Origin of the sequence: Phenylobacterium kunshanense (assembly GCF_003254525.1) — a bacterium.
Lineage (GTDB): Bacteria > Pseudomonadota > Alphaproteobacteria > Caulobacterales > Caulobacteraceae > Phenylobacterium > Phenylobacterium kunshanense.
In genome coordinates, this window is record NZ_QFYS01000003.1 from 143,551 (window position 1) to 155,391 (window position 11,841).

Genomic DNA, 11,841 nt, shown 5'->3' on the forward strand with positions numbered 1-11,841 from the left:
CCCGACTTTCGAAATCCGACGGCCAACTGAACGTTGGTAGCTTAGCCCTCCAAAGCGCGCGAAAGTGCCGCTTGGGAGGGAACCCCGAAGATGGGTCCATGGGTCATGCTCGCCGCCGCGGCCGCGCCGCCGGCGGCTGTCGAGGCTTTGCCGGCTGCGCCTCAGCCCGCTGCCGCCGAGCGGGGCGTGACCGCCTATCCGCCGGCGTTCTTCGCAGACGTGCGGCCGGTCAGCGCCTACGACATGGTGGTCCGGTTGCCGGGGTTCACCTTCGACAAGGGCTCGACGGTCAGGGGCCTTGAGGGCTCGGGCGGCAATGTGCTGATCGACGGCAAGCCGCCGCTGGCCAAGAACGACACGCTGGAAGACATCCTGCGACGCATTCCCGCCGCCTCCGTGGCGCGGGTCGAGGTGATCCGCGGAGGCGCACCCGGCATCGACATGGAGGGCCGTTCGGTGGTGGCCAATGTCGTGCGCGGCCAGCAGGCCGGCTTCCGCGGCGCCGTGCAGCCCTATTTCGACGCCGTCTACGACGGGCGGTTCCTGCCGGGGGTCAGGTTCGAGGGGCAGTGGACCTTGCCGGGCGGCCGGAACGCGGAGTTCAGCCAAACCTTCAGCACGGGCCATTTCCCCAACGACGAGAACGGGGACGGCGGGCGTATCCGGTATGCTCCGGACGGCCGGCGCCTGATCGACTCCGAGGTCGACGCCGATCAGCACGGCCACCGGATCCAGTCCACGGGCGCCTTCTCCACTCCGCTGATGGGCGGACAGCTCAGTCTGACCGGCTCGATCCAGTTCAACTACGGCGCTCTGGAGCTCTATGACAACGACCGCATCGCCGGCGGGGTCGAGTACGAGAAGTCGCCGAACAAGCGCGGCCAGCACGAGGCCGGCATCCGGTTCACCCGCCGGCTAAACGAGAAGGTCGGGATGGAGGCGCTGCTCTTCCAGCAGGTGTTCATCCAGGACCTGGAGTCCATCTTCCGGGGACCGACGCTCACACGCGACTTCGCCCTGGACCGCAAGAGCTATGAGACCGTCGGGCGGCTTCAGTTCAACATCACGCCGGCGCCTGGCATGCGGATAGAGGCCGGCGGGGAGGGCGCCTACAACCGCCTCGACAGCCAGACCGCCCTCGCGGTCAACGGCCGCCCCGTGCCCCTTCCGGCCGGAGACGTCCTGGTGGAGGAGGTGCGCGGTCAGGCGATCCTGCGCGGGACCTGGCGTCTGTCGCCGCGTCTTACCCTGGAGGCCGGCGCCCGGCAGGAGTATTCGCGGGTGACCTCGGCCGGCGACGTCACGCTGGAGAAGTCGCTCACCTATCTGAAGCCGCGGGCCGCCCTAACGTGGACGCCCGGCGAGGGCGCCCAGATGCGGTTGCGCATCGAGCGGGAGGTGGGACAGCTCAACTTCGACGACTTCGTCGCCTCGCCGAACGTCGCCTCGACAGGGGTGGTAGTCGCCGGCAATCCCGACCTTACCCCGCTGCAGGCCTGGGTCTACGAAGCGACCGTCGAGCGCAGCTTCTGGAAGGATGGGTCGATCGTCCTGACCTACCGCCACTTCGATCTCTCGGATGTGGTGGACCGCGCGCCGATCCTGGGGCCGGGCGGGGTCATCCTGGCGGACGCGCCGGGGAATATCGGCAGTGGACGCAAGACCGAGGTGCAGGCCGGGCTCACGGCGCCGCTTGATCGGCTGGGGCTTCGATCGGCCCAGCTCAAGGGCCAGGTCACCTGGCGCGACACCAAGGTGCTCGACCCCCTGACCCGCTCGAACCGGCAGATCTCGACGCTGCACCCGGTCGACTGGGAGGTCCACTTCAGCCAGGCGCTGCCGCAGTGGCGCATGACCTGGGGGCTCGACCTGCTGGGCGGCTTTCGCGAGCGGGTGTTCCGGCTGACGGAGATCGAGACCAAGAAGGTCTCACCCTACCTGATCCTCTACACCGAGCACCGCCTGCGCCCCGACGTGACACTGCGCATCGAGGCCAACGGGATCAACATGCGCGACGCCAAGCGAATCCGCGAGGTCTATGCCGGTCCGCGCAGCCTGGGCCAGCTCGTCTACACCGACGTCCGTGACCTTGAGTGGGGCGGCAACCTGATGGTCCGGCTGCGCAAGACGTTCGGCCGGTGAGCCGGACCTATTTCGCCGGCGTCAGCTTCATCACCACCTCGGCGTCGCCCTCGACCGCCGCGCGGCTGAAGCGCAGGGGCACGTAGGACCCCGCCGCCCACAGGGGGAAGAGGTCGCGGTAGTGCGGGCTCATGGGGTCGGCGGACTGGCCGGGGGTGTTTATGGCCATGGAGTTGTCCCAGGCGCCGACGTCCAGGACGATCCGCACCGACGCGCCCGAGCTCTGGGCGAAGTCGTTCGGTCGCCAGGTGGCGGCGCGCGGGGTCGAGGCCGAGCCGGGGACCTGCAGCGGGCCTACCGTCATCTGGGCGGCGAGTTGCGGGTCGGCCAAGGTCGCGACGGCCGGGACGAACTTCGCGTGGTGCAGCCGGCCCCAGGTCCAGGTCGCCATGTCGGCGCCGAGGCGGCCCTTCAGCTCGGCGATCGTGTCAGCGAGGGCGGCGAGCATCAGCGGCGCGCGCGCGGCGGGTGGCTGGGCTTCCAGCCAGGCGAAGATCGGGTCGGGTGCGCCGTCCCCGATGAGCTTGGCGGCGGCGGGCGTTGTCGCCCTCACGGCCACTTGGCGGCCCAGGTGCTTGAGCGCCCAGGTCTCATAGAGGGCGGCGGCGACGCTGTCGGTGGTCTCGTTCCCATCCCAGGCCTGGAGGTAGCCGAGCGCCCTGGCCAGCGCGGGATCAGGGGATGTGACGTCCTTCAACAGGGCGACGCCCCGGCGGGCCTGCGGGCTCACGCTGTCGACCTGCAAGGCCATGGAGTCGGCCAAGGTCGACTTGGGGAGGGCGTTCAGCACCTCGTGGATGCGCTGGCTGCGGCTGGGGTCGGCCCATTCGAAGCCAAGCTGGCGCTTCTCGCGCGGGTAGGCCGGCTCGGCTGGGATGTTCATGGCGTTGGCGGTGGCGAAGAAGCCCTCCTTCGGATTCTTCACGACCGGCAGGCCGCCGTCCTCGACGAAGCCGGTCCACTCATAGCGGCCATCGCCGGGTACGGGCATCAGGCCGTCCCAACCCTTGCGCACGGGGGTCCGGGCGGCGACCGACCAGCCGATGTCGCCATGGGTGTCGGCGTAGACGAGGTTGAGCGGCGGCGCGCCCCAGCGGTTGCGGGCGAGCTGGAAATCCTCCCACGACTTCGCCCGCCACATGCGCGAGGAGCCGAAGTAGCCGGCGAGGCCCGGCTCGTTCCAGATGGTGCGGACGGCGAAGGCGCGGCCCTTGGCGGCGTCTTCCCACACGACGGGGCCGTGGCGGGTGAACTTCAGCTCCACCTCGCGGGGGGCCTCGCCCTTGACCTCGATGGTCTCGCGGATCACCCGCATCGGCTCGTGGCCGCCCTTGTAGCGGTAGGCGCCGGCGCGGGTCTGGTAGGCGTAGAGGTCCTCCTGGTCGACGTAGTTGATGGTGATGCCGAAGGCGGTGGTGCCGTTGTGGCCGAAGGAGACGCCGGGCAGGGCCGGCTCTCCCGCGCCGATGATGCTCAGCCCCGGTGCGTCCAGGTGAGCGATGTAGCGCAGCGAGGGGGCGCCGACCGGCCGGTGCGGGTCATTGGCGAGGATCGGGCGGCCGGTGGCGCTGCGGGCGGCTGAGATCGTCCAGTTGTTGGAGCCCTCGGCGGCGCGCTCGTCGATCACCTGGGCCAGCGGCTTTGGCGCCTCCGCCTCCGCCTTGGCCTTGGCGAAGGCGGCGAAGCTGACCGGCTCGGTGGCGCGGACGTAGTCGGCCAGGACATCTTCCGGCACCTCGCAGGGATCGAGGCCCTTGGGGACCGTGACCTTGTGCGCCGGCTCCAGCTTACGGCGCAGGGTGTCGGCGGCCAGGCCCCCGGCGCAGATCGTCCGGGCGCGGGCGACCTCGGAGGTGACGTTGCTGACCAGGGCGTGGCTGCGGATGCGCAGGATGTCCTCGGGGTTCCAGGTCTCGGGCTGGCTGTCGGTGAGCCGGAACTCCACGGGCAGGGGCCGCTGGCCGGCGCGGACCTCGGCCACATAGGCGTTCACGCCGGCGGCGAAGGACTCCACCGCTTCGCGGCCGATGGGGTCATACGACGCCCACTCTGCGGCCATGTCGCCCCGATAGAGGAACAGGCGCGCGGCCCGGTCCTGGGCGACATAGGCGGGCCCGAAGCTGGCGGAGAGGCGCCCCAGGCCCCGCTTTCGCCAGAGGTCGATCTGCCAGAGCCGGTCGCGGGCGGCGTTCCACCCCTGGAGGAAGAAGGCGTCCTTCGTAGAGGCAGCGTAGATGTGCGGGATGCCCCAGCGGTCGACCACGATCTCTGCCGGCGCGGACAGGCCGCGGACGGCGCCCGTCTCCTGCCGCACGGCCGTCGACACCTCGGCCCGGGCGGTCCCCGCCGCCGCCAGCGCCAACCCCAACACCACACCTGCCAGCTTCATGTGCGCCTCCCCTGCACCGAGATACTGGACCTTCGAGGGACTGTTCGTCACGCGCCGCTTGCGCTTCCGTGCGGGTCATCGGCTAGGAGTGTCAGTTCAACAGGGAGGGATTCCGAAATGATCGGCTATGTGACCATCGGGACGAACGATCTCGAGAAGGCCAAGACGTTCTACGACGCGGTGCTGGCGCCGCTCGGCGGCAAGCGCACCTTCGCCAACGGCGACCGGATGCAATTCTACGGCGGCGGCGCGACGCCCGGCATGATCGCCATCAGCAAGCCCTATGACGAGAAGCCCGCCAGCGCCGGCAACGGCAGCATGTTCGGCTTCCCGGCGACCTCGACCGAGCAGGTGGACGCCGCCCACGCCGCTGCCCTGGCTGCTGGCGGCACGTGCGACGGCCCGCCCGGCCAGCGGATGCCGACCTTCTACGGCGCCTACGTCCGCGACCTGGACGGCAACAAGCTCTGCTTCTTCAAGATGGGCTGACGATCAGGGCGCGCCTGCCCCGCCTGTGGGGCGGGCGCGACCCGCCAGATGATGTCGCCCACGTCGTCGGCGACCAGGAGGGCGCCGCGGCCGTCCACGGCGACGCCGACCGGGCGGCCCTGGATCTTGTTTTCGGCGTTGAGGAAGCCCGTCAGGAAGGCCTCGGCCGGCATCTGCGGCCGGCCGCCGGAGAAGGGCACGAAGACCACGCGATAGCCGTTCAGCGGCTTCCTGTTCCACGAGCCGTGCTGGCCGATGAAGGCGCCGGCCTGGTACTTCTCGGGGAAGGCCGTGGCGCGATAGAAGGTCAGCCCCAGCGAGGCGGTGTGCGGCCCGAGGCCGTAGTCCGGCGCCAGGGCCTTGGCCACCAGGTCGGGCCGCTGGGGTTTCACCCGCTGGTCGACGATCTTCCCCCAATAGCTGTAGGGCCAGCCGTAGAAGCCGCCATCCCTGACGCTGGTGAGGTAGTCGGGCGGCAAGTCGCTGCCGATCTCGTCACGCTCGTTGGCGACGGTCCACATCGTTCCGGTCGTCGGCTCGAAGTCGAGGCCGTTCGGGTTGCGGATGCCGGTCGCGTAGAGTCGCTTGGCGCGAGTGGCCAAGTCGTACTCCCAGATCGCCGCGCGCCCCTCTTCGGCGGCCATGCCGTTCTCGCCAATGTTCGAATTGGAGCCGACCGTGGCGTAGAGCTTGGTCCCGTCCGGGCTGGCCACGACATTCTTCGTCCAGTGGTGATTGATTGGCCCGCCCGGCAGGTCGAACACCGGCGCGCCCGGACCGGCCACCTGGGTCGCGCCGGGCTGGTAGGGGAAACTGACCACGCCGTCGGCATTGGCCACGTAAAGCGTCTCGCCCACGAGCGTCATGCCGAACGGCGACTTCAGGCCCGTGGCGAACGCGGTTCGGGTCTCTGCCACGCCGTCGCCGTCTACGTCGCGCAAGAGGGTGATGCGGTCCGCGCTCCTCACCACCGCGCCGGCGCGCTTCATCAGCATCTTGGCGAAGAACTCACGCAGTCCGCCGGACTTGCCTGTCTCCGCCTTGGGCGGGGCGGCGGACTCGGCCACCAGGACGTCGCCGTTAGGTAGCGCCAGCAGCCAGCGGGGATGATCCAGGCCTTCTGCGAAGCGCGTGACGGTGAAGCCCGGAGGCGCCTTCGGCGCGGCGCCGGCAGGCCAGCCGACGACCTCCGGCACGCCGATCGTCGGGATCAGGCTCTTCTGCGGCGGCGGCAGGTCCGGGTTCGGTCCAAAGCCGACGAACGGATCATCCGACCCGGCGGAACTGCACGAGGCCAGGAGGAACAGGGCCGCGCCCGCGGCCAACCAGCGAGACTTCATCACATCCTCCCAGGGGCGGCCCAATCGCACCAGACTGACGCCACGGCGCCGTTGCGGGCGACCGGAAAACCGGTTCACTGACGCGACAGCAGAAACGCACAAAGGGGCCGAAAGGCAAATGGACCTGACGCTGACGCCCGAGCTGGCGGCCTTCCGCGACGAGGTGCGGTCCTTCCTGAACGCGCACAAGGGCGAATACGAGGGCGGCGCGCCCAAGGACCCCAAGGCCTGGCAGAAGCTGCTGATCGCCAACGGCTACGCCGCCCGCACCATCCCGAAGGAATACGGCGGCTACGGCGCCGAGCCCAACATCCTGAAGTCGCGGATCATCGCCGAGGAGTTCATCGCCGCCGGGGCGCCTCCCGGGATGGCGGGGCAGGGCATCTCCATGCTGGTCCCGACCCTGCTGGAGGTCGGCTCCGAGGAGCAGAAGCGCCAGTGGATCCCGCCGACGTTGGCCGGGGACATCATCTGGTGCCAGGGCTATTCCGAACCGGGCGCCGGTTCCGACCTCGCCAACCTGCAGACCCGAGCCGTCGAAGACGGTGATGATTTCGTCATAAATGGTTCAAAAATTTGGACTTCTACGGCGGCCCAGGCGCAGATGATGTTCTGCCTGGTGCGCACTGAACCCGACAAGCCGAAGCACGAGGGCATCTCCTACCTCCTGTTCCCCATGAGCACGCCGGGGATCGAGGTGCGGCCGCTGAAGACCATGACCGGCCAGGCGGAATTCAACGAGGTGTTCTTCACCGACGTGCGCGTGCCGAAGGCGAGCGTCGTTGGCGGGCGCGGTCGAGGCTGGTTCGTGGCCAACGCCACCCTGAAGCACGAGCGGGGGATGCTGGGCGATCCCAATGCGACGGAAGCGCGGCTCAAGTCCCTGATCGAACTCATGAAGTCAGAGACGGTGGACGGCCAGAGGATCATCGACAACCCGATCCTCCGCGACCGGCTGATGCAGCTCCAGGCGCGGGTGCTGTCGATGAAATTCAACGGCCTGCGCACCATGACCGACCAGACGGCCGGCTTGGCGCGGCTGGTGGTCAAGCTGCAGGGCTGCGAGCTGAATCACCAGGTGGCGGCGCTGGCGATCGACGCGCTGGGCGAGCTGGGCATCCTCTATCAGGACGGTCCGCACCTGCGGGCCCAGGGGCGCTGGCAGTGGAACTACATGTTCGACCTGGGGCTGATCATTGGCGGCGGCACCGCCCAGATCCAGAAGAACATCATCTCGGAGCGCGGCCTGAACATGCCGCGCGAGCCCAAGGTCGTGGAGGCCTAAGCCATGCGTTTCGCGCTCTCTGACGACCAGGTGATGCTGCAGGACAGCCTGAACCGGGCCCTCGCCGACCTCGCGCCGCTGGAACGGGTGCGGCGGTTCGCGGACGGGGGCGAGCAGACGGCCCCGGACATCTGGAAGGGCCTCGCCGACCTTGGCCTTCCGGGCCTGCTCGTGCCCGAGGAGCATGGCGGCCTGGGCCTCGGGATGCTGGAGGCGGCGCTGGCGGCCGAGGCCCTGGGACGGCATGTGGCGCCGACTCCATTCCTGAGCACGGCGGTGCTGGCGCCGCTGGCGCTCGCCGCCGGCAGTGACGCCCAGCGCCGGGAATGGCTGCCGAAGCTGGCGGCGGGCGCGGTGCTGGCCGGTGCGGCGATCTCCGAGCCGATCGCCGGCGCGCGCGATGGCGCGGGCGTGACGGCCGGGGGCGGGCGGCTGTCCGGCAAGGCGCTGTTCGCGCTGGACGTTGCGGGCGCGGACCTGCTGGTGGTGGCCGACCGGGGCGGGGCGCTGCACCTCGCCCGCGGCGCGGCCGAAACGGCGGCGATGCCGAGTATCGACAACACGCGCCGCCTCTCTGAGCTGGTGTTCCGCGACACGCCCGCCGAGCCGCTCGCGAACGGACAGGCGCTGGAGCGTCTGCGGGACGCGGCCTGGATCGTGCTGGCCGCCGACACTCTGGGCGCGGCGCAGGCGATGCTGGACAGGGCCGTCGACTACGCCAAGGAGCGCAAGCAGTTCGGCCGCACCATCGGCTCGTTCCAGGCGGTGAAGCACCTGTGCGCCGAGATGGCCGCCGAGCTGGAGCCTGCGCGGGCGCTCGTCTGGTACGCCGCCTACGCCTTCGACCACGCGCCGGAGGAGGCCTCGCTGATGGCGGCCCACGCCAAGGCGCATCTGTCGGAGATCGGCCGTTTCGTCGCGCGCACGGCGACCGAGGTGCACGGCGGCATCGGCATGACCGATCTCCTGGGCCTGCACTACTGGTTCAAGCGCATCGGCCAGAACCGCCAGCTCCTGGGCGGTCCCGAACGGGTGCGCGAGGCGGCGGCGAGGATGCAGGGCCTGGCGGCCTGAGCCTCAGTGCTTGACGTGCTGGGGCTTACCCTTGCGCTTCGTCGAGGCCATCTTCTCGAGCTCCTTCTCGGACATCGACATCATCGACTTCGAGGCGCCCTTGAGTTCGCTCTTGGGCGTGTCTCCCCGCTTGGCCGACAGCGCGGCGCCGGCGGCCTTCTGCTGAGCGGCGGATTTGGCGGGCATGGTTGTCCTCCTCCCAATGTCGCGCGAGGGTGCGCGGCTGAGGGCATGAACCCGCAAGTCGGACGAGGGTTCTTGTGAAGCATGAGGGGATCGGCAGCTTGACCGAGGGAGCCGTCGCCGGGCGGGAAAAGGTTTCGCGGCTGCGCGCGCGCCTGCGGGCGCTCTACCATGGCAAGTCGCCGGGCGCGGTGCGATTCCGGCTCTGGGTGATCGCCATCGATTTCCTGGCGATCGGGTTCTTCATCGCGGCCCCCTTCCTGCGCGATTTTCCGGCCTACCTCTATGTCGACTACACGGTGGCCTGCATCCTGGCCGCCGACATCGCCGCCAGGGCGCTGAGCTACCGCAACCTGCGGGAATGGCTGCGCAAGCCGAACACCTGGATCGATCTCTTCGTCCTGGCCACCCTGCTGTTCCCGCTCTGGCTGTTCAACCTGGCGTTCCTGCGCGTGCTTCGCCTGTGGTCGCTGTTTCACAGCGAGTTCTTCTGGCAGACGATCGGTCGGCGCTACGACGAGACGCGATGGGAAGAGGTTGCGAAGACGCTTGCGACCCTGGTCACCTTCGTCTTCGTGGCCACTGGCTTCGTCTATGCCAGCTTTGCGCGGGAACATCCGGGCATCCAGGGCTATGTGGACGCGCTCTACTTCACGGTGACCACCCTGACCACGACCGGGTTCGGCGACATCACCCTGCCGGGGGTCTGGGGCCGGCTCCTCACCATCGTGATCATGATCAGCGGCATCACGCTGTTTGTCCGACTGGCCCAGACACTGATCCGTCCGTTCAAGGTGCGTTTCCTGTGCCCGACCTGCGGCCTCATGCGCCACGACCCGGACGCGGTGCACTGCAAGGCGTGCGGAACCCTGCTCAACATCCCCAACGAGGAATAGGCGCAGCGCTCGCGCCGCCTGTCCTTCGCAAATGCTTTAGGTTTCTGTGAGCCAACTGCAACCTGGGCGCGCGTGGGGCGTGTCGCTTCGGGGGTTGCGAGTGCCGGGGGAGGCGACTCAGACGGCGACGGATGGCGTAGGTCAGGTCGATCTGGCCGCGATCCTCGACGCATGGCCGGAGTGCGCCCGCCTGCTCAGCCCGTCGGGCGAGATCCTCTATGTGAACCCGGCGGGCAGCGCCCTGTGCGAGACCCCGGTCGAGGAGATGCGCGGGAAGCACTGGCCGCTGCTCTGGCCCGTGGACGCCCGGAGCCCCATGCAGGAGGCCATCGCCGCGGCGGCCCGCGGGGAGGTGAGGGTTTTCCGCGGCGCCTGCGTCACGGCCAGCGGCAAACATCTTCACCTCGACACCGTGATCTCGCCGGTGCGGGACCGGGCTGGCGCCGTGGTTCGCCTGCTGGCGGTGTCGCGCGACGTCTCGGAGACGGTCGAATCCGAGACCTTCCTGGAAACGCTGGTGCGGCTGCTGCCCAACCCGCTTCTGGCCAAGAACGCCCGCGACGGTCGCTACGTGCTGATCAACCGCGCGGCGGAGGACGCGTTCGGCCTCTCCAGCACCCAGTTCATTGGTAAGGACGCCTACCAGCTCTTTCCCCAGAACGAGGCGCGCGGCTTCGCGGCCGAGGACGCCGAGGTGATCGCCTCGCGCCAGACCCGGGTCTCGGAGGAGGAGCCGATCACGACGCGCGCTGGCGTCCGCTACTTCACGACCAAGAAGTTCGCGACCTACGACGGCGACCAGCCGCTGCACCTCGTGACCCTTGGCGAAGACGTCACCGAGCGGCGCGAGGCCGCGCTGGCGCTTAAGGCGGCGCTGGCCGAAGCCGAGGCGGCGAACCGGGCCAAGAGCGAGTTCCTGGCCAACATGAGCCACGAGATCCGCACGCCGCTGAACGGGATCGTGGCCGGCGCCGACATGCTGGCGCGCCAGGAGCTGGAGCCCAGGGCGCGGGAGCTGGTGCGGATCATCGCGTCATCCGGCGCGACGCTGGAGCGCCTGCTGTCCGATATCCTGGACCTGGCGCGTATCGAGGCCGGGCGTATCGCCATCGAGGCCACGGACTTCCACTTGGGCGATCTGGTTCGCTCGGCGGCCGCGCTGGCGCGGTTGCAGGCCGACGAGAAGGGCGTGGCGGTAAAGATCGACGTCCTGCCGGGCGCCGATCAGGCCTTCAAGGGCGATCCATATCGCATCCGCCAGGTGCTCCTGAACCTGCTGTCCAACGCCGTGAAGTTCACGGAACGGGGCGAGGTGCGGATCACGGCCGAGGCGCCGATGGCTGGGCGAGTACGCGTGAGCGTGGAGGACACGGGAATCGGGTTCCGACCCGAAATGAAGGCGCAGCTCTTCGGTCGGTTCGAGCAGGCGGACGGCTCGATCACGCGCCGGTTCGGCGGCACCGGCCTGGGCATGGCGATCAGCCGCGAGCTCTGCGAGCTGATGGGTGGCGTTCTCGACGCCGACGGCCGGGAGGGCCAGGGCGCGCGGTTCTGGTTCGAGCTGCCGTTGGTCGAGACCGAGACGGTGGGAGACGACCTGGAAGCGGTGGCTGTGGAGGCGCCTGTGCGCCAGCTGCGCATTCTGCTCGCCGACGACCACCCGACGAACCGCAAGGTCATCGAGCTGATGCTGGACGGCGTCGCCGAGGTGGTCAGCGTCGAGAACGGGGCGGAGGCCCTGATGGCCATGGGAGCCGACGTGTTCGACGTCGTGCTGATGGACATGCAGATGCCGGTGATGGACGGCCTGGAGGCCACGCGCCGGGTGCGGGAGACGGAGGGCGCCGCGGGACGCCCCGCGACGCCGCTGATCATGCTCACCGCCAACGCCTTGCCCGAGCACGTGGCCGCAAGTCTTGCGGCCGGCGCCGATCGCCACCTTGAGAAGCCGGTGACCTTCAGCGAACTGCTGGAGGCCATGAACGAGGTCCTCGCCGTGGGCGAGGCGCGGGCGGCCGCCGCGGTCTGAGCGCCGCCCGGCCG

9 protein-coding genes are annotated in these 11,841 nt (G+C 69.4%); 6 read left to right on the forward strand and 3 right to left on the reverse strand.

Features of this window, described 5'->3' with window-relative positions:
- Positions 1 to 90 precede the first annotated feature (90 nt).
- The gene (locus DJ019_RS08760) at positions 91 to 2,142 is read left to right on the forward strand and encodes a TonB-dependent receptor plug domain-containing protein (RefSeq protein ID WP_111275641.1); all 2,052 of its coding nucleotides are present in this window, start codon (positions 91 to 93) and stop codon (positions 2,140 to 2,142) included.
- Positions 2,143 to 2,149: 7 nt separating this feature from the next.
- Here the strand turns inward: DJ019_RS08760 and DJ019_RS08765 are convergent, their stop codons facing one another.
- On the reverse strand, positions 2,150 to 4,531 hold the full coding sequence (locus DJ019_RS08765; RefSeq protein ID WP_111275642.1) for a penicillin acylase family protein: 2,382 nt from the start codon (positions 4,529 to 4,531) through the stop codon (positions 2,150 to 2,152).
- A 117-nt stretch (positions 4,532 to 4,648) separates the two neighbouring features.
- Here DJ019_RS08765 and DJ019_RS08770 point away from each other — a divergent pair, with 117 nt between their 5' ends.
- Positions 4,649 to 5,020: a VOC family protein gene (locus DJ019_RS08770; protein WP_111275643.1), complete on the forward strand. Its 372-nt coding sequence runs from the start codon at positions 4,649 to 4,651 to the stop codon at positions 5,018 to 5,020.
- On the opposite strand, the gene DJ019_RS08775 is transcribed toward DJ019_RS08770, so the two are convergent.
- Positions 4,969 to 6,360: a PQQ-dependent sugar dehydrogenase gene (locus DJ019_RS08775; protein WP_111275644.1), complete on the reverse strand. Its 1,392-nt coding sequence runs from the start codon at positions 6,358 to 6,360 to the stop codon at positions 4,969 to 4,971. The two genes, DJ019_RS08770 and DJ019_RS08775, sit on opposite strands and share 52 nt — an antisense overlap.
- 118 nt (positions 6,361 to 6,478) lie before the next feature.
- Here DJ019_RS08775 and DJ019_RS08780 point away from each other — a divergent pair, with 118 nt between their 5' ends.
- The gene (locus tag DJ019_RS08780; RefSeq protein WP_111275645.1) at positions 6,479 to 7,645 is read left to right on the forward strand and encodes an acyl-CoA dehydrogenase family protein; all 1,167 of its coding nucleotides are present in this window, start codon (positions 6,479 to 6,481) and stop codon (positions 7,643 to 7,645) included.
- Positions 7,646 to 7,648: 3 nt separating this feature from the next.
- Positions 7,649 to 8,719 carry an acyl-CoA dehydrogenase family protein gene (locus DJ019_RS08785; protein WP_111275646.1) on the forward strand — a complete coding sequence of 357 codons (1,071 nt, stop codon included), beginning with the start codon at positions 7,649 to 7,651 and terminating at the stop codon, positions 8,717 to 8,719.
- A gap of 3 nt (positions 8,720 to 8,722) precedes the next feature.
- Here the strand turns inward: DJ019_RS08785 and DJ019_RS08790 are convergent, their stop codons facing one another.
- A complete protein-coding gene (locus DJ019_RS08790; RefSeq protein ID WP_111275647.1) occupies positions 8,723 to 8,905 on the reverse strand; it encodes a DUF3008 family protein in 183 nt (60 codons plus the stop codon).
- A 98-nt stretch (positions 8,906 to 9,003) separates the two neighbouring features.
- On the opposite strand from DJ019_RS08790, the gene DJ019_RS08795 reads away from it, so the two are divergent.
- On the forward strand, positions 9,004 to 9,798 hold the full coding sequence (locus tag DJ019_RS08795) for a potassium channel family protein (protein WP_111275917.1): 795 nt from the start codon (positions 9,004 to 9,006) through the stop codon (positions 9,796 to 9,798).
- A 100-nt stretch (positions 9,799 to 9,898) separates the two neighbouring features.
- Positions 9,899 to 11,827, forward strand: a complete 1,929-nt coding sequence (locus DJ019_RS08800) for a PAS domain-containing sensor histidine kinase (RefSeq protein ID WP_165843950.1) — start codon at positions 9,899 to 9,901, stop codon at positions 11,825 to 11,827.
- Positions 11,828 to 11,841: the final 14 nt, after the last annotated feature.